Genomic DNA, 16920 nt, shown 5'->3' on the forward strand with positions numbered 1-16920 from the left:
TTATTCCTCCTGCAACTGATCAACGCTCTGGATCAGCTCCATGTACCGCCTGGCCTGATGCAGAAGGGTTTCAATGTCCCGCTTGTCGAAGCACTGCATAGCCTTCGGCACAACCTTCAAATCCAGCACGGCCAGGATCTGGCAGAACTGTTCGAACTTCTCGGGCTTCATGCGGCTTATGGTCGCTTCATCGCAACCCACTGCAAACGCGACAGGTGCATTGCCGACAGACGCAAGCTGCTGCATGAGAACGCTGTAGTTCTTGCGGGCCCTTACGGTCTGCTCTTGGCTTAATGGGCTCGTGGACATGGTCAAGCCGCCTTCTGATCAGCCTTCAGCTTGTTCTTGCTGATGACCTGGATCTGAAATTGGCGGACAGGCGGGATGTCGATCCCCCACTGCGTAACAGCGCTGGGGCGAATCCCCAAGGCATCGGCAAGCTTCTTTTTGGAGCCGAAATGCTTGATGGCGTCATTGATGTTCATTGCGAATCCTCGCTTGGTAATGCGCAGATTTAAGCACCCTTAAAACATGCGCGCAACAAGGCAGCGAGATTTTCACCCACTTAAATTAAGCTGACTTAACATACGACGATGAATAGAAACGAACGCATCGCCCGCGCCATACAGGTCAGCGGGAAATCAAAGAGCGAAATAGCCAAACTTTGCGACGTTGCACCTTCGGCGGTCACTCAGTGGATCAATGGGGATAGCAAGGCGCTGAAGGCTGAGAGCGTTTTTGCTTTGGCGAAAGCGACCGGATTCACAGCTGAGTGGCTTACCTTTGGTACCGGGCCCGAAAAAATCGATAGCGAGGAGCTGGGCACGCCAAGCGAGAAGGACTACGCATTGATACCTCAATACAGTGCTCACGGATCGTCGGGCGATGGATACCTTAACGATCATGTCGAGGTGACCGGTGGGCTGGCGTTCAAACGAGACTGGTTGAAGCGTATGTCCATGCGCGAAGAAAACCTGCGAGTGCTCTACAACGAAGGGGATAGCAACTGGCCAACACTTAGCGATGGCGAAGTGCTGCTTGTGGATGTTTCGCGCACCGACCCCACTAACGGCAATATGTACGCGATCCTTAACCAAGATCATGAGTTGATCATCAAGCGGCTGATTCGCGACCTTGCTGGCGGGTGGATCATTCGATCAGACAACCAGGACAAGGCGAGGTATCCAGACATGCCAATCAGCGACGAAGGAATGCGCGGGGTTGAGGTCGTGGGGCGCGTAGTCTGGCGAGGCGGCGGAATATAGGGAATACGGCATGAGCTGGCTAGACGCGTTTTCAAGCGAAGCTGACATCCAAAACCAGATGAACCAACTTAAGTTCACGACAGAACTGCCGCAGCCGAAACCGGCATTCAGTTACACCACGGGCTTGGTCTGCTGCTACAGCGTTGCGGTCAGCTTGATGGTCTTCATCCTATTTCGTCGGCTATGGAGAATAGCTCGCCATGGCGCTAACATCGGGTTCGGACGAAGTCGAACAGTAAGCTTTTTCCTTCGACAGGTCCCTTTGACTATCGCAGTAGCCATCTGGTCTGGATTCCTTTTGGGGTCTGTCATGGCTGCCATCGTTTCAGGTCTGCTCTGGATTACTACCTAGCTTTCCCTGCCGCCTAAAAGGCCCGCCGCGCGCGGGCTTTTTTATTTCCGCGCGCCTGCCAAATTCAGCTCACTTAAATAATTTACTTAAGCGCACTTGACCTCTGCTTTTCAGTGCGCTTAAATTCGCCCATGCAAATGCAACACAACACCGCTCTTTAGTTCCACCGCAACACAACAGGCAGCAATGGTCAGGCCTAAACAGACCAGATGGGGGGCCTCCACCCAAGGCGCGAAGCGTAAAGCGCCAAAACTGGAGAGGTTGCGGCCTGCATGGGCGTGGCGACCTGTTGGGCCCTCAGGGCTCCCGAACAAGTAATCGCCCAGTCCGCAGGTGGCGTGTAACAGCGGCCAGCAATACCGGAACCTTTCACTGATGCACCTGGCGACGGGTGCATTGGGAAAATCACCGGGAGTCACAAATGAGCGAGTTTAACTACGACCTGGCCAAGGCATCGTTCCCCAGCTTTGGCGATTACGCACTGATCGAAATGAAGCGTCATGGCGTGCCGAACGAGGTATTCACCCACAAGGTTATCGGCACTTACCAGTCGAACACCTGGGTGGACGTTCCAATCCAGTCGCCGCCCACCGAAACCATTCACAAGGGTGAAATGCAGGCTGTAGCCCGCGTGATTGTCTGCGGGATCAGCGAAGACAAGGTTTACACGGTCCGGGTGGCAGACATGAAACCCCGAGCCTTGCCAATGCCTGACGCCGAGGTTCAACAGCTGATGGCGTTCTATGAGGTAAAGGACATTCGCAGCCTGATCGACCAACAGGCCGACCACGTAAAGGTTCTCCAGCTTCGGCTGTCTCCGTTCCTCAACGAGCCAAACCCAATTAATCGAGTACGCGAAGGTTGACCGCATCACCTCTGCCCATTCCACCGAGTGGGCAGACGGATGCGGACGAAATCGCGGCCTACAACAACCCACCTGCATCAAGTCGGGAATCGCTGCGTCAGTTCGACGCTAAAGCACAGGCAGCGTGACAGCCGGGAAAGACCGGCACGCAGGTAGCCAGCGCCTAGCCGGTGAAATCCCAGACAGATCTGATCGTGGATCAGCGCCGGGCACCTGCACCTATTCAATATGCCCCTGGAGGCGACCATGGAACACGAAATAGTTGTTGAGGGGTTTGTCCTCCAGGTGGAGGTGAACATTCTGGTGGATGACCCGCCCTGCCCCGGTAGCTGGAACAGCGACTGGGACGCCCAGGGCGAACGGGAGCTGGAATTCAAGATTATCTCGGCCGTCTGCTACGACGATGACGGCGTGCGTATGACTTGCAGCCGTCAGTGGTCCACGGCATCACTGGCCCACCACTACTGCCCGCAGATCACCGCGGCGTTGTGGGTCGAGATCGACGCCCTCAAGCGTCGGCAACGGTGGGCAGCATGAGCCGTAACCACCGGGTCGCCCTGGAAATCATCGACTCCCGCTTCACCAAATTGCAGGCCGGTGATTCATCGGCCCAGCTCCACGCCGAAACGAGCATGGCCGTTGAAATGGCCCACTCGCTCGGCGCCATCGACACGCAAGAACACAGCCACTACGTCCAGCGCCTGCATCGTCTCTACGAGATTCAGGCCGAAGGGTTCCTGGCTGACATTCGGAGGGCTGCACCGTGAACACCATGACCCTGGCATTTACCCACACGTCCTGGCTCGGCGCTCTGTCGCTGGCCTATGACGCTGGTATCGAAAACGTCCACGCCTGGAGCCGTCGGGCCTGCCTGTGCGGTGAGTGGACTGTCGCGTACGAGGTGAAAGCATGAAGTGCTGGATGGTTCACGACGGCGAGCCTGCATACGGCTGCCAAATGGTGTTCGCGGAGACCAGAAGCCGCTCCAAGCTGGTAGGCATCAATAACTACCCGGGCGACATGGGCGACTGGATCGGAGTTGTTGCGTGGAGAAAGCCTGATTTTGACGGTATTCGTGATCATGAGTGCGCGGTCATGGATAACGATGAATTGCCGCCGGACAAGCCGTTTTATAGCGAGGTTATTGGATGACCACCCACCAGCGGCACCGGCTCCGCGCCATCCGCTGGACCTCGGCCATCGTTGGCCTGACCTTCCTCACCATCGTTCTACTGGGCCCAGCCATTGGCGGCCTGATCACCAACTAAAAACATTACACAGCGCCCCGCAAGGATGGCGCGGGAGCATTGCCATGTCCGCGAAACAGCAAGTAATCACCATCGACGACATCAGCGCCGACAACGCGCCGGCCATTTACGTTGCCGGTGGCCTGGGCCAGTTCTTCGACGCGGTGAAGGCCGAGGTAACCGGCGAGGTGCCTGATCTGACTACCCGCAAGGGCCGCGAGCGCATCGCCTCCCTGGCCGCAACGGTCAGCAAGTCCAAAAAGGCAGTCGAAACACCTGGTCGCGACTACCTGAAGCGCCTCAAGGAAATGCCCAAGGTGGTGGAAGCCGAGCTGCGCGACTTCGTGACCAAGATGGACAACCTGCGCGATACCACCCGCCAGCCGCTGACGGACTGGGAAAAGGCCGAGCAGGCCCGCAAAGACAAGCACGTCGACGGTATCCAGGCCATCAAGGATCTGGCCGTTTTCGAAGCGACCCCGGCCGCCGCCCATGTCGCCCAGATCATTGCGGACCTTGAGTTGGTCGAAATCAGCGATGCATGGGAAGAGTTCCTGGCCGAAGCCGCCCAGGTAAAGGACCAGACCCTTGCGAAGCTGCGTGCCCTGCACGCCGAACGCGCTCAGTACGAAGCCGAACAGGCCGAATTGACCCGCCTGCGCCTTGAGAAGGAGGCCCGCGACAAGAAGGACAACGAGGATCGCATTGCCCGCGAAGCTGCCGAGCAGGCCACCCGCGAAGCGGAAGCGAAGGCCCTACGTGATCGTGAAGCCGAATCGCAGCGTGTGCGTGATGACCAGGCCGCCGCCGAGAAGCGCGAGAGCGACCTGAAATTGCAGGCCGCCGAAGCTGAGCGCCAAGCCGAACAAGCGAAGCGCGAGAAGATTGAGGCCGAACAGAAAGCCGAGCGCGACCGCCTGCAAGGCATCGAAGATCAGAAGCGGGCCGTTGAGCAGGCTCGCCTGGACGAGAAGGCCCGTGCCGATGCAGCAGCAGACGAAATCCTGCGCCAGCAGCGGGAACGCCAGGCCGACGTAGCACACAAGTCGAAAATCCTCGGCGAAGCCAAGCAGGCCTTGATCGGCATGAACATCAGCGAAGAGCTGGCCAAGGCCATCGTCCTCAAGATCGCGCGCGGCGAAGTGCCGAACGTCACCATTCAATTCTGAGGTATTCAGCATGTCCACCGACATCATCATGCCGGAAGAACGGCACCAATCAGTCGCACTCCACCAGCAAGGGCAAGAAATCAGCATGCTATCGACGATCAGTCGGCTTGCTCTCGACCCTCGCTGCGACATGGATAAGCTGGAGCGCCTGATCGCGCTTCAAGACCGCATGGAAGCCAAAAGCGCACTTGAGGCCTTCAACGCTTCGTTCGCCGAAATGCAATGCGAAATGCCTTCGGTAGAGAAGCGAACCGAAAACACGCACACCAAGAAGATGTACGCCGACTTGGACGACATCAACTTCGCGGTGCGCCCGGTCATGGCCAAGTTTGGTTTTGGCGTGTCGTTCAAGATCATCAATCAGGCCGCCGGAGTCAGCATTACCGGAATCCTGATGCACAAGGCTGGTCACCGCGAAGAAACGACCATGATCCTCCCGCTTGATACCGGCGCCGGTCGTAGCGCTGTTCAATCGGTAGGCTCAACCACCACATACGGCAAGCGCTACGTCATGTGCGCCCTGCTGAACATCACCAGCGGCGACGACAACGACAACGATGGCTATGTAGAGGCCACTGATCAGCTGGTAACTCCCGCCCAGGCGCGGCAGGTGCAAGCCCTTCTGGATAAATGCAGCGAGGCTGTCCACGCCAACTTCGAAAAGAAGTACGGCGACCCGGGCCAGATTGCGAAGTCAGCGTTTGACGGCGTAGTGGCCGGCCTCAACAACTCAATCTCAAAGGCCGCCAAGGCGGCGCAGCAGGGGAATTGAACATGGCCATGCAAATCATCACAGAGGTCGAGCAGGGTTCGCCGGAATGGCTGGCCCTGCGCCTAGGTATCGTCACTTGCTCCGAGCTGGAATGCCTGCTTACCAACGGTAAGGGCGAAGCCGGGTTTGGTGTCGGCGCATTCACCTACATGCATACCCTGATCGGCGAGCGCATCACAGGCGAGGCTGCCGACCCCTTCACGGGCAACCGACACACCGAGCGCGGCCACGAGCTGGAAGGTGTCGCCCGCAAGCTGTACGAGCAGCGCGAGGAAGTCGAAACCAACCAGGTGGCAATCATCCTCAACCACGGAGCCGGCTATTCGCCTGACTCGCTGGTGGGGGCCAAGGGCCTGACGGAAATCAAAACCAAGCTGCCGAAGTTTCAGGTCGAAGTGATCCTTTCGGGCGAGATTCCAAAGGAACACGTCGCCCAGTGCCAGGGTGGCCTGTGGGTCTCGGAGCGCGAGTGGATCGACTTCGTTTGCTACTGGCCCGGCATGCCGATGTTCGTCAAGCGCGCTTACCGGGACGAAGCGATGATCCGCAAGATCGCCGAGCGGGTTAAGACCTTCTACGAAATTCTCGACGAGCGCATGAATCAAGTTCTGGGGATCGCAGCATGATCAGCAATCACCTAAGCATGGTAGAGGCTTTACGGCCCGCATCGAACGAACTGGCCGCCGCTGTCGAGCAGTACCTGGCGGCCGGCGGCAAGATCGAAGTAGCCGAGCCCATCGGCTACAAGCCAAAGCCCATCACCTACAGCAACCAGATGCCTCCGGCGCCGAAGCCATTCGTGCGGCGCCGGGTTCAAGCCGCGTCCCTGCCGGTCGCGCCCCTCGACGTGCGAAACGAAAAGCGCGCAGAGAAGGCTGAAATGGTAAGGGCCCTTGCCCCAAATCACACACAGGCGGAAGTATCGGGCATCACCGGCATGACACCAAGAACGCTCAGAGACCTCGCCAAGGATTTTGGGTTTTCGTTCAAGCGGTCCGCCCACGGCGGCCACTACGGCGATAAGTGGAAAGCGGAAACGGTAGTTCGTGATGCCAAGTACGCCGAGCGCATCAGGGCGTTCAAGGAGCTGGGTATTTCCCGGCGCCGGATCTGCGGCATGTTGGCGATATCACACAGGACGCTTGATCGCATTCTGGAAGATCACGATATCGATTACCCGAAGGCACGCCAGGGCAAGACCTCATGCGCCGCATAGTCCGCGTCCAGCAACGCAAACGCCAAACCTGGCTGGCACTGCCGGCCAGCGGAATACAAGAGGCAGTCCATGGCAGCCCAACCCAAAGAGCGATCGGCAAAGACTGCGGCGAGGCGAAAGACTCGCGGCGAGGAAGAGTTGCGACTTCACACCATGGCCGGCACCCGCCAGGCCTTAGCTGACCTGATGGCCTGGCACAGCATCGAGGAGCAGGGCGAGGCGATGACCCTGATGATTCACCACCTGCACGGCCTCGGCCCAGCAGGGTCAGCGCAGTTCCTCGCACCGCCGCGACACGAATACGTGATACCCGAAAACGTGTCGGCAAAACTGCAGCTCGCCTTCAACCGCGAATCGCTGCGCGTCTGTCACGACGAATAACCCCTCCCCCTTCAAAGTCAGCCGCTATAGCGGCAAGGATGCGTTCGCCCCATGAAAGTTACCGACGCAGAAATCCTGCAGGCCATCTGGCGCGCGCAGGTCAAAAAAACAGCCCGCGGTGTGATCGACAACTACATCGGCGGCACCAAGGGCCTGAAACGGGATAGCGAGCAGGACCGACACTTTGCCCAGTACCAATACATGATCGGGCGCGGGGACCTGGGCATTGCGCTTGGCAAGGGTCAGCTCGCTCGGCGCTTAAAGGTGTTGATCGGCGGGGACAACCTTCAATGGCAGGGGTCGCCGGGGCATGTCTACGAGTTCCGTACTGAAGCAGCCATGGACGTGTTCCGGTTTGCGCGTAACTGGTGGGCAGACCATGGAGTGCCTAGCGGTTGGGACGCGGATAACCAGTGCATGCGCACCATGCGCCTCGACAATTACGACGATCTGGCCGCCCAGCTCGAGAAAGTGCTGCTGGAACGCTTCGGAAATCAGGCGGTGACGCAATGATCGCCACCATCTGGTTCGCCTACGTGTTCATCTACAAGGGGCCTAGGCCATGAGCCAGATGATCAACGTTCGAACCGAAGACCTGGCCGGCCCCGCGCTTGGCTGGGCCATCGAGTCAATCGAAGGCGCCGCGCCGCCGGCGGAGGGCCAACTACAACTGGCCTTCTGTGCGCCACCGGTGGACGACGCCCAATGCGACCACCTGATCGCCAAGTACGCTGTTTGGGTTGAGCCCGGCCACCGCGAGAGCTGGGTGGCTGACGCGAAGTGCGATCCATTCCAGCGTGTGGCCGGTGATACCAGAGCGATTGCGGTATGCCGCGCCGTCCTACTGAAACTTTCAGGCAGCACCGTAAGCGTCCCCGCCGAATTCATCTAACCCAATCCCCCTACATGCCTGCCGGTGAACGGCGGGCGAGGTATTTCTATGCAACAGCAAAACACCGCCCTGGTGGGCAACGCAGAAGTAATCAAGATGCTCGGCATGCAGAGCGTTTCCGGGCTGAACAAACTGCGGGTACGTGACAAGACGTTCCCCACGCCGATCAAAACCAGTGAGGCGCGCGGCGCCCGGGTTCGCTTCGATCCCGTCGAGGTCGAACAGTGGATCGCCGACAAGAAAGCAGCACGCAACCAAGCCAGCAGCGACGAACAATAACTGCCGGCGATTGATCACCAAGGGGCCGAGCAATCCGCGACAGCCCCAAGTGAACTGTATGGCGGCGTGTATGGTGAAACGCACAAGTGCCTTGCAGGCCCCGTAAAACGTGAACAGTCACAAGTCCTCTACCCGCTCCACCTAATTGTTGGTCCCGCGTCTGGATGGTTTTGACGGGGGATTCATGAAAAAACCGGCCCTGGTGGCCGGTTTTTTTATGTCTGGGATTCGGTGGTTCGACACATGTGGCAACTTCGCACAGGCACAACCCAGGCGATTCAGATGGCCGCGTAGGCGGTTTCGCTTAATTCAACACTGCGCCTACGAGCCCATTCTCCTGGCAAATTCTGGCAACAGAAATCGTCTTTGAAACCGAAGTGTTCCCGCCCCATCCTCCGCAACCTTTGCGATCAGTCATTCCTGTTGCCAGATAGTATCCACATGGATACAGTTGGCGCCTGCGAGGTCCTGTGTATTATTCAATCCAGCAAACCCAAGTCTTCGCAGACTGGCATTCAGGTGTTCGCGACCTGAGAGCAAAGATTGCGATTGGCCGGCGTATTGAGAGAGCAAGCATGGGTAACCTGGGTGATATCAAGGCGCTAGGAAACGGCATCTCAGAAATGCGAGTCGATGTAGGTGTCGGTTCATGCCGCAAACACTGACGACATTCGATATGGCCGAGCTGCTCGACAGTGACGAGGCCATCAGCGAGTACCTCTCTCAGGTGCTGGCCGACGGCGATAACGAAGAGTTTCTGCGTGCCATCGGCTACGTGGCCAAAGCCCGAGGAATGACAAAGATCGCCACTGAGACGGGTATGGGTCGCGAGAGTCTTTACAAGGCGTTCTCCCCCGGCGCAAAACCGCGCTTTGAAACAGTCCTCAAAGTACTCCACTCGCTAGGCATTGATCTGTTTGCACGGCCTGGACATGTCACCAATCACCCAATTATTTGAGCACGCGGCCCGGCCGGCACTGCGACGACGCCCGTCAAGGCACTGAAACCAGCGCGGGTTTAACAGGCTTCCAACCGACCAAGGCGATGAGCAACGTCATCAACTGAAAGACGACAATCAACCCCACACACCCCGCCCAGCCCCACCGTTCCCAGATCAATGCCGGGACGATCGCCCCGCAGCTACCACCCAGGTAATAGCAGGTGAGGTAAATACCGATAGCGCCCGCCTTGTTGTCGCCGGCATTGGCCGTGGTGAACGCATTGGCGGCGGCCTGGGCGAGGAATACGCCGGTGGAGCTGAGGGCCAACCCCAACACGATGCACCACAGCGTTGGCACCAGGGTCAGCAGCGTGCCCGTGATGCCCAGCATGACGGCAACGGTCAGCAGTTCGCCATGGGGCCGGGCTTTGCTGAGGCGCCCCGCGATGGGGATCACGATCAACGCCAGCAGGAACACCATGTAAAGCGTGCCCAAAGCCGCAGGCCCCAGATTGAATGGCGGCAGGCCAAGGTAAAAACCCACGTAGGTAAACGCCGCGACCTGGGAAAACAACACGCAAAAACCTACGGCATAAGCCGCCAGCAATGGCTGACGAAAAGTCCCCGATGAACCCGATGAAACGGTTGCAAGCGGCACCGTACGCGCCCGGCTAACCGGCAACAGAAACTGAATGAACCCGCCCACCATCAGGCTCAGCGCCGCGAGCAACTCGAAGGCTTCGCGCCAGCCCACATACTCCGTCATCACACCAGTGACGAACCGCCCGGCAAACCCTCCCAGCACGGTGCCCGCCACGTACAGGCTGGTGACTTCGGTGACCGTGCCACCACTCCAACGGTCGCCGATATAGGCCACACTGGTGGCGAACACCACCGGAATCACCATGCCTTCGACAAACCGCCACACCAGCACTTCGGTAAAACTGTCGGCATACGCCGTCATCAACGCTGGCACGGCCAACAGCAGCGCCGCCACGCAGATCACCGTGCGTTGCTCGAAACGGCCTGTCAGTCGGCCGACAAACGGCGCCGTGATCGCGACAGCCAACGTCGTCACGGTAATACTCCACCCCGCCGCCTTGGCGCTGATCTGAAATTGCGCGGCAAAGGTCTGGAGGATGCTCTGGGTCGCATAAAGGTTGAGAAACGCCGCGCAGCCACACAGGAACAGGGCAAGACGGGCACAATGCAGGCGCGGTTTCATGAAACCTCTCGTTTTATGTTGAGCGGTCTTTATAGAATGCCCGGCAGGTCTTGAACCAATACCGAATCAGGACCGATCAATACCCGAGGGCCAGGATGCTCGACCTACGCAAGCTGCGATACTTTCTGATGGTCGCCGAAGAATTGCACTTCGGCCGCGCCGCCCTTCGCCTGCACCTGGCCCAGCCGCCGCTGACCCGACAGATCTCGGCGCTGGAAGCTGAGCTGGGTTTCAAGCTGTTCGATCGCACCAGCCGCACGGTGACACTTACGGCACAAGGGCGGTCGTTTCTACCTTATGCGCGTGGCGTGCTGGAGCAGGTGGAGCTGGCTCAAGTCATCGCCGGCAAACTCGCAGCAGGCACCGCCGGGCAACTGACGCTGGGGTATGTCAGTTCGATTGCTTTGTCAGACCTGTTCAGCCAGGCAATCCAGGCGTTTGCCCAACGCTTTCCCGATGTGCAACTGACCCTGGTGGAATGTGCCTCCGGCAGCCTGGGTGCGCAGGTGGCAGACGGGCGCCTGGACGTCGGGCTGAGTCGTTTGTTGCCACAGGGCAAGGCGGTGCAAGCGCTGTCGCTGGGCGAGGAACGGCTGGTGGCGGCCTTATCCACTGACAACCCATTGGCGAGCCACGCGCAAGTCAGCTTGGCGCAGCTCAGTGCTTATCCGCTGATCCTTTTCCCGGCAGATTACGGATCGGGACTGAACCAATCCATCGAGCAGCTTTACCGCCACCACGGCCAGCCTCTGCGACCAGGGCCGACCGGGCGGCAGATCACCTCGATCATCGCTCTGGTCGCCGCCGGGCAAGGCGTGGCGCTGGTGCCACAATGCACGCAAAGCTTGATGAACAAAGGCGTGACCTACCGGCCGTTGGTGGAAGTGGATGCGTGTGCCCAGTTGTTGGTGCTGAAGCCAACTGAATCAAAAAGTGTACTGGTTGATGCGTTTCTCAGCGTGATGACGCAGGCCCTACACACCCGGTAATACCTGCGCAAAACCTCGCAATACCTCTCTCTGGCGCCGTTGCGGCGTGCTCATACACTTCAGTCACTGCCTGGCGAAATACCGGTCATCGACCGTCGGTGGGTAGAGTGTTGATAACTTTTTATTTGTGGTTATAGTCACCACCAACACACACCACAAGGAGGTGTTGTGGATAGCCGATATTTGATAGGTCACATCGTCGCAGACGGTTGGTATCTGGTGCGTACCCGAGGCAGCCATCACCACTTCAAGCACCCGACCAAACCGGGGCTGGTGACCATCCCTCATCCACAAAAGGACCTGTTGGACAAGACCGCCAAGAGCATATTGAAACAAGCTCTGCTGAGTTGACCGTCCCTGGAGGACAACAGACATGCTTTATCCCATCGCAATTTCAACCGGTGACGAAAACCACGCCTGGGGTGTGGAAGTACCGGACATTCCCGGCTGCTACTCCGCCGGCGACGACCTGGACGACGCCATGGCCATGGCCCGTGAAGCCATCGAAGGGCACTTCGAGATCCTCGCGGAAGACGGTGCGCCGATCCCCAGCGCGCAGAAAGTCACCCTGCATGCCGCCAACCCGCAATACGCAGGTTGCACGTGGGCAGTGGTCGACATCGATATCACCAAGTACTTGGGCAAGGCGCAGAAACTCAACATCACCCTGCCGGGCTACCTGTTGAAGCGCATCGATGAATATGTGCTGCACCATCCTGAAGAAAAAAGCCGCTCGGGTTTCCTCGCATCAGCGGCGCTCAAGGTGTTGCAACAAGGCCACTGACCCACCTCAGCAAAGTCTGACTGCGGCGACACGCTAGTCTCTTGATGATGTCAGCTCTTTCAGCCCGAGATCGAGGCAATGCCAAAGTCCAAACAACGCACCTCCAAACCCATGCTGCACCAAGTGGTGGGCTGGGTGCTGGTTTTGCCACTGCTGCTTTCGTTCGTGAAGCTGCCGTTTCTCCTCGGGTCGGTCATCGCGGCTGGCTCGATCGTGGGTTCGGTTTATGGCGTGCTGTTGGCGAGACGCCACGCCAGCCGACGCGTGGTCGTGTTCGCCGCTATCGTTACCCTGCTCAACATCATTTCGTTCGTAGTGTTCAGCACGGGCTCACTGCTCATGGCGCTCTACTTCACGTTCAGGCTTTTTGGTTATCCGTATCTTTACGAGTGGGTCTACTGGAATTTCTAAACGCAGGAAAAATTCAACCGCAAGAAACGTAGTTTGTGGGCGGGCGTATGAAACTACCCTTGCATGGTAACGTTTGCACACTCTCAAGGAGGCCGCCCATGCCCTACGAATACAAACTCATGCCCTCCCCCGTCGGCCAACTTACTCTGGTGGCGCGTAACGGCAAACTCTGCGCGATCCTGTGGGAAACAGAACGAGCCAACCGTGTGCGCCTGGGTGAACTGCGCGAAGCCAACGACAGCCTGGTGCTGCTGGAGGCAGAGCGTCAGTTGCAGGAGTACTTCGCCGGCACCCGCAATCTATTCGCGCTGGAGCTGGACTTCGCCGGCACCGACTTCCAGAAGCAAGTCTGGCAGGCACTGCTGACCATTCCCTTCGGCGAAACCCGCAGCTACAGCCAGATCGCGCAGCAAATCGGCAACCCCAAAGCCGTACGCGCCGTGGGCGCAGCCAACGGGCGCAATCCAATCTCGATCATCGCGCCCTGCCATCGGGTGATTGGCGCCTCGGGTGAGCTGACCGGGTTTGCCGGTGGCCTGCAAGCCAAGCAGTATTTGCTTGCGCTGGAAGGTACCGGCCAGGCGGAATTGGCCTTCTAAACAAGCAACAAAAAACGGCGGTTGGATTTACTCCAACCGCCGTTTCGCGTTTCAGATGCTCGATTCAACCGTCACCCTGATGGTCTTTACCGTAGGTCGATGCCAGGGCGCGGGCCTTCTGCAAGCGCTCTTGCAACTTGGGCAGCGTCTCATCCACCAGCGCTTTTATTTCCGGCACATCCGACGCGGCGCCTTCCTGTTTGAACAGGGCAATGGCCTCTTCGTTTTCCTTGACCTGTTGCGCGGTGTAGGCAGCGTCAAAGGAGTCGCCGTCCTTGAGTTCGGGCATCAGGGTTTCGGCTTTGTCGACGATCTTTTCCCGCGGAGCCACCGGCAGCTCCAGCTTCTTGGCGATGGCCGCCAGATGTTGGTTGGCCAGGGTGCGCTCGTTGATCACCTCAATGGTGTAATCCTTGATTTCCTGGGACGAGGTCTTGGCGTGGGCCATGCGACTGGTTTCGATATCGGCCATGCCTTTGGCCGACGCCTGTTCGATGAATTCAGCAGGCGACTGGGCGAAAGCATTGCTGGCGCCGAGGCCCAGCAGCATCGCGAAACTGGCGGTGCGTAACCGGATAGCCATGCGGCTCATGATGGGTTCCTCCAGGGCAAAAATAAGCGCGGGGGAACACTCCCCGCCCTGAATTCGAATTTTCAAGGCGGCAAAGGTTTAGAAAATACTTGTCAGTGCGACGAACGGTCGTGTGGCAGCTTCAGCCCCTCCACCCGCCCCATCAACCACTGCAACCCCGAATCCCCACCCCGCCGCACATTCCACGCCAACTCCACCGCAAACGAGGGGATATGAAACGGTGGCGGCACCGCCAACAGGTGTGGGTGATCAATATTGAGCAATCCCCGCGACGACACCGTCAAGATCAAATCCGTGCCCTGGATCAACTGCGGTGCCACGCCCCAATGCGGCAGGCTGACCGCCACATGTCGGCGCTCACGAATCGCGGTCAACGCCCGCTCGATTTCCGGCGTTCCACTGCCGCGCATTTCCAGCAACACATGCGGACGCGACAGGTAAGTGGGCAGGTCCAGCACGCCGTCAGCCGGCAAGCTGTCGCGATCGACCAGACAGGTGTAGTGCTCTTCAAACAGCGGCGTAGTACGCAGTTCCGCAGGCATGTCAGGAAAGACTCCAGCAGCCAGGTCGAGATCGCCATTGAGCACGCCCTCCACCATGCCCTCGCGGCTGGCCTGGATGATTTGCAGGTCGATACCGGGCGCTTCACGGCGCAGCATGCGGACCAAGTCCGGTAGGAAAATAGCCGCACTGTAGTCCGACATCGCCACCCGAAAGCGGCGCTTGGCCGAGGCCGGATCAAACCGGTTGGGCGCCAACAGCGCCTGCACCTGGGCCAGCGCCTCGGCGAGCGGTGCCGCCAATTCCAACGCGCGTGCGGTGGGCACCAACGTGCCGCCCTGGCGCACCAGCAACGGGTCGCCGAGCAAGTCCCGCAACCGTGCCAGCGCATGGCTGACCGCCGGCTGGCTCAGGTGCACGCGTTCAGCGGCGCGGGTGACGTGTTGTTCGGCGAGCAAGGCGTCGAGGATCACCAGCAGGTTGAGGTCAATGCGGCGCAGATCATTCATTAACTGCATGCTCGGCATAAGAATTTGGAATTTAAATTTGCGCGACGAATACCTTAGAGTCCAGCAAAACCTCTGGGAGATTCACGATGACAACGTTGCATTGGCTGGGTTTATTGGCGCTGGCAGTGATCGCCGGGGCGGTGGTGCCGTTTCAAAGTGCGATCAACGCCAACCTCGGGCGCGGGCTCGGGCACCCGTTATGGGCCACCTTGGCGTCGCTGCTGGTAAGCATTGTCGTGTTGCTGCCGGTTATTCTGGCGCTGCGTTTGCCCCTGCCGAGCCTGGGTTTTATCAGCAAGGCGCCGTTGTGGATGTGGGCCGGTGGTGCATTTGGCGTGTGCTTTATTTCCCTGGCGTTGATGCTGCTGCCCAAGCTCGGTGCGTCAGGCTTCATTGCGCTGGCCATGGCCGGGCAGATTCTCGCCTCGCTGCTGCTTGATCACTTTGGCCTGTTCGGCCTGGCTGAGCGCCAACTGACAACGCCCCGAGTGCTGGGGGCGTTGTTGTTGATTGGCGGGGTGGCGTTGATTCAGTTCAGCGCCACGCCAGCCAAGGCCTTGGCCGCAGCGTGATAATTCGTCAACGCTTGTCGGATGTACGCAGTTTTTGCGGCAGCCCCCACAGCAACAGCGCAGCGGCGATCAATGCACATACACCAATCACGTAGAGCGCCGGGGTGGTGCTGCCGCTGATGTCCTTGATCCGCCCAACCATTACCGGGCTGACGATACCGCCCAGTTGTCCCAGGGTGTTGATCAAGGCAATCCCGCCCGCCGCACCGGCGCCCGCGCCGGCCAGCAATTTGGGCGGCAAGGTCCAGAAGGTCGGGATGGCGGCGATGATCCCCGCCCCCAACAGGCCCAGCGCAACGATCAGGAACGTGGTGTGGTCGTCAAAGATACCGGCACAGAAAAAACCTACCGCGCCCAATGCCACCAGCCCACTGACAAACTTGCGGCGTTCACCGGTAGCATCCGACCAGCGTCCTACCAGCACCATGGTGATCGCACCACAGATGTAGGGGATGGCAGTCAACAAGCCGATCACCACCGAGCTTTCGATACCGGTGCTGCGGATCAATTGCGGAGCCCAGAAGTTAAGGCCGTAGGACGCCACCTGGATCAGGAAGTAGATCAACCCCAACATCAGGAAACCGGGAATTCGCAGGGCCTGGAGCAGCGAGCCCTTCTTGTGCACCTCATGCACGGCGATGCGGCTGGACAGCAAGGTTTTCTCTTCGGCGCTCAGCCACGGCGCATCTTCGATGCGGTCCTTGAACTGCGTCAGCACCATCCACGCCAAGACCACGCACGGCATGCCGCCGAGCAGGAACAGCCAGTGCCAGCCACGCATTTGCAGCACCCCGTCCATGTGCTCCAGCACCAGCCCGGAAAACGGCGCCCCCACTAGCCCGGCAAACGCCGAAGCGAGGAACAGCATCGAGGTAATACGCCCACGGAAGTCCTGGGGAAACCACAGCGTCAGGTAATACAGCACGCCCGGCGCAAAGCCTGCCTCCATGGCGCCAATCAAAAAGCGCAGCGCATAGAACTGCCACTCGGCCGTGACAAACACCATGGCCGCCGTCGCCAGCCCCCAGGACACCATGATCCGCGCGATCCACCGACGCGCCCCAACCTTGTAGAGCATCATGTTGCTCGGCACTTCGAAAATCACATAGCCCACCACAAACAGCCCAGCCCCCAGGCCATACGCGGTGTTGCTCAGGCCAAGGTCGGCCTGCAGTTGGAACTTGGCGAAACTGATGTTGATACGGTCAAAAAAGGCGAACAGGTAGCAGACCATGATCAATGGCATCAGGCGCCAGGCGACCTTGTTGACCACGGCTTTGATCGGATCGACTTCAACTGCCGGGCGCGCGCCGGCCTCTAACGGATTAGTGCTCATGCTTTCTCTCCAGCGGGCTGCTCA

27 protein-coding genes and 1 pseudogene are annotated in these 16920 nt (G+C 59.1%); 22 read left to right on the plus strand and 6 right to left on the minus strand.

The genetic code is table 11. The features are described from left to right. Entirely contained in the window at positions 1–309 is a 309-nt protein-coding gene (locus tag DBR46_RS09040) for a CII family transcriptional regulator (protein WP_124525894.1), read from the minus strand. Positions 310–311: 2 nt separating this feature from the next. Then, complete coding sequence (locus tag DBR46_RS09045; RefSeq protein ID WP_124525895.1) at positions 312–485, minus strand: Cro/CI family transcriptional regulator; 174 nt, start codon at positions 483–485, stop codon at positions 312–314. Between the two features lie 108 nt (positions 486–593). On the opposite strand from DBR46_RS09045, the gene DBR46_RS09050 reads away from it, so the two are divergent. The 16 genes and pseudogenes from DBR46_RS09050 to DBR46_RS09120 all read left to right on the plus strand — a co-directional run bounded on the left by DBR46_RS09050 (position 594) and on the right by DBR46_RS09120 (position 9396). Next, on the plus strand, positions 594–1265 hold the full coding sequence (locus DBR46_RS09050) for a LexA family transcriptional regulator (protein ID WP_124525896.1): 672 nt from the start codon (positions 594–596) through the stop codon (positions 1263–1265). Positions 1266–2038: 773 nt separating this feature from the next. Continuing rightward, a complete protein-coding gene (locus DBR46_RS30295) occupies positions 2039–2482 on the plus strand; it encodes a hypothetical protein (protein WP_177414026.1) in 444 nt (147 codons plus the stop codon). A gap of 246 nt (positions 2483–2728) precedes the next feature. Next, on the plus strand, positions 2729–3019 hold the full coding sequence (locus DBR46_RS09060) for a hypothetical protein (protein ID WP_124525897.1): 291 nt from the start codon (positions 2729–2731) through the stop codon (positions 3017–3019). Then, entirely contained in the window at positions 3016–3249 is a 234-nt protein-coding gene (locus DBR46_RS09065) for a hypothetical protein (protein ID WP_124525898.1), read from the plus strand. The genes DBR46_RS09060 and DBR46_RS09065 overlap by 4 nt, the downstream gene beginning before the upstream one ends. Further along, positions 3246–3395 (plus strand): hypothetical protein, encoded by a 150-nt coding sequence (locus DBR46_RS30300; RefSeq protein ID WP_169862700.1) that lies wholly within the window; start codon positions 3246–3248, stop codon positions 3393–3395. Before DBR46_RS09065 ends, DBR46_RS30300 begins: the two co-directional genes overlap by 4 nt. Further along, entirely contained in the window at positions 3392–3634 is a 243-nt protein-coding gene (locus DBR46_RS09070) for a hypothetical protein (protein ID WP_148090398.1), read from the plus strand. Before DBR46_RS30300 ends, DBR46_RS09070 begins: the two co-directional genes overlap by 4 nt. 160 nt (positions 3635–3794) lie before the next feature. Further along, on the plus strand, positions 3795–4898 hold the full coding sequence (locus tag DBR46_RS09075) for a hypothetical protein (RefSeq protein ID WP_124525900.1): 1104 nt from the start codon (positions 3795–3797) through the stop codon (positions 4896–4898). A 10-nt stretch (positions 4899–4908) separates the two neighbouring features. Further along, on the plus strand, positions 4909–5670 hold the full coding sequence (locus DBR46_RS09080) for an ERF family protein (protein WP_218569325.1): 762 nt from the start codon (positions 4909–4911) through the stop codon (positions 5668–5670). Positions 5671–5678: 8 nt separating this feature from the next. Then, a complete protein-coding gene (locus DBR46_RS09085; RefSeq protein WP_124526164.1) occupies positions 5679–6296 on the plus strand; it encodes a lambda exonuclease family protein in 618 nt (205 codons plus the stop codon). Beyond that, a complete protein-coding gene (locus DBR46_RS09090) occupies positions 6293–6886 on the plus strand; it encodes a helix-turn-helix domain-containing protein (protein ID WP_124525901.1) in 594 nt (197 codons plus the stop codon). The genes DBR46_RS09085 and DBR46_RS09090 overlap by 4 nt, the downstream gene beginning before the upstream one ends. 69 nt (positions 6887–6955) lie before the next feature. Then, positions 6956–7267 carry a hypothetical protein gene (locus DBR46_RS09095; RefSeq protein ID WP_124525902.1) on the plus strand — a complete coding sequence of 104 codons (312 nt, stop codon included), beginning with the start codon at positions 6956–6958 and terminating at the stop codon, positions 7265–7267. Between the two features lie 51 nt (positions 7268–7318). Then, complete coding sequence (locus DBR46_RS09100; protein WP_124525903.1) at positions 7319–7780, plus strand: hypothetical protein; 462 nt, start codon at positions 7319–7321, stop codon at positions 7778–7780. A gap of 49 nt (positions 7781–7829) precedes the next feature. Then, positions 7830–8159: a hypothetical protein gene (locus DBR46_RS09105; protein ID WP_124525904.1), complete on the plus strand. Its 330-nt coding sequence runs from the start codon at positions 7830–7832 to the stop codon at positions 8157–8159. Positions 8160–8207: 48 nt separating this feature from the next. Next, positions 8208–8438, plus strand: a complete 231-nt coding sequence (locus DBR46_RS09110) for an AlpA family transcriptional regulator (RefSeq protein WP_044272746.1) — start codon at positions 8208–8210, stop codon at positions 8436–8438. A gap of 470 nt (positions 8439–8908) precedes the next feature. Further along, a pseudogene (locus DBR46_RS30505) lies at positions 8909–9085 on the plus strand (type II toxin-antitoxin system RelE/ParE family toxin); the annotation flags it as partial. A gap of 2 nt (positions 9086–9087) precedes the next feature. Beyond that, positions 9088–9396, plus strand: a complete 309-nt coding sequence (locus DBR46_RS09120) for an addiction module antidote protein (protein WP_124525905.1) — start codon at positions 9088–9090, stop codon at positions 9394–9396. Positions 9397–9430: 34 nt separating this feature from the next. Here the strand turns inward: DBR46_RS09120 and DBR46_RS09125 are convergent, their stop codons facing one another. Next, positions 9431–10603, minus strand: coding sequence for an MFS transporter (locus DBR46_RS09125; protein ID WP_124525906.1), 1173 nt, complete (start codon positions 10601–10603; stop codon positions 9431–9433). Between the two features lie 95 nt (positions 10604–10698). Here DBR46_RS09125 and DBR46_RS09130 point away from each other — a divergent pair, with 95 nt between their 5' ends. From DBR46_RS09130 to DBR46_RS09150, 5 genes are all read left to right on the plus strand, one after another. Next, a complete protein-coding gene (locus DBR46_RS09130) occupies positions 10699–11592 on the plus strand; it encodes a LysR family transcriptional regulator (protein WP_124525907.1) in 894 nt (297 codons plus the stop codon). A gap of 168 nt (positions 11593–11760) precedes the next feature. Beyond that, positions 11761–11943 (plus strand): type II toxin-antitoxin system HicA family toxin, encoded by a 183-nt coding sequence (locus tag DBR46_RS09135; protein WP_124525908.1) that lies wholly within the window; start codon positions 11761–11763, stop codon positions 11941–11943. Between the two features lie 22 nt (positions 11944–11965). After that, entirely contained in the window at positions 11966–12376 is a 411-nt protein-coding gene (locus DBR46_RS09140) for a type II toxin-antitoxin system HicB family antitoxin (RefSeq protein ID WP_124525909.1), read from the plus strand. A gap of 78 nt (positions 12377–12454) precedes the next feature. Then, the gene (locus DBR46_RS09145; RefSeq protein ID WP_124525910.1) at positions 12455–12787 is read left to right on the plus strand and encodes a hypothetical protein; all 333 of its coding nucleotides are present in this window, start codon (positions 12455–12457) and stop codon (positions 12785–12787) included. 98 nt (positions 12788–12885) lie between these two features. Continuing rightward, positions 12886–13386 (plus strand): methylated-DNA--[protein]-cysteine S-methyltransferase, encoded by a 501-nt coding sequence (locus DBR46_RS09150; RefSeq protein WP_124525911.1) that lies wholly within the window; start codon positions 12886–12888, stop codon positions 13384–13386. A 64-nt stretch (positions 13387–13450) separates the two neighbouring features. On the opposite strand, the gene DBR46_RS09155 is transcribed toward DBR46_RS09150, so the two are convergent. Continuing rightward, positions 13451–13978 carry a DUF4142 domain-containing protein gene (locus DBR46_RS09155; RefSeq protein WP_124525912.1) on the minus strand — a complete coding sequence of 176 codons (528 nt, stop codon included), beginning with the start codon at positions 13976–13978 and terminating at the stop codon, positions 13451–13453. A gap of 92 nt (positions 13979–14070) precedes the next feature. Next, positions 14071–15006, minus strand: a complete 936-nt coding sequence (locus DBR46_RS09160; protein ID WP_124525913.1) for a LysR substrate-binding domain-containing protein — start codon at positions 15004–15006, stop codon at positions 14071–14073. Between the two features lie 68 nt (positions 15007–15074). Here DBR46_RS09160 and DBR46_RS09165 point away from each other — a divergent pair, with 68 nt between their 5' ends. Beyond that, positions 15075–15560, plus strand: a complete 486-nt coding sequence (locus tag DBR46_RS09165; protein ID WP_124525914.1) for a DMT family transporter — start codon at positions 15075–15077, stop codon at positions 15558–15560. 7 nt (positions 15561–15567) lie between these two features. Here the strand turns inward: DBR46_RS09165 and DBR46_RS09170 are convergent, their stop codons facing one another. Beyond that, the gene (locus tag DBR46_RS09170) at positions 15568–16896 is read right to left on the minus strand and encodes an MFS transporter (RefSeq protein WP_124525915.1); all 1329 of its coding nucleotides are present in this window, start codon (positions 16894–16896) and stop codon (positions 15568–15570) included. Positions 16897–16920: the final 24 nt, after the last annotated feature.

Source organism: Pseudomonas sp. KBW05 (assembly GCF_003852405.1).
Taxonomy (GTDB): domain Bacteria; phylum Pseudomonadota; class Gammaproteobacteria; order Pseudomonadales; family Pseudomonadaceae; genus Aquipseudomonas.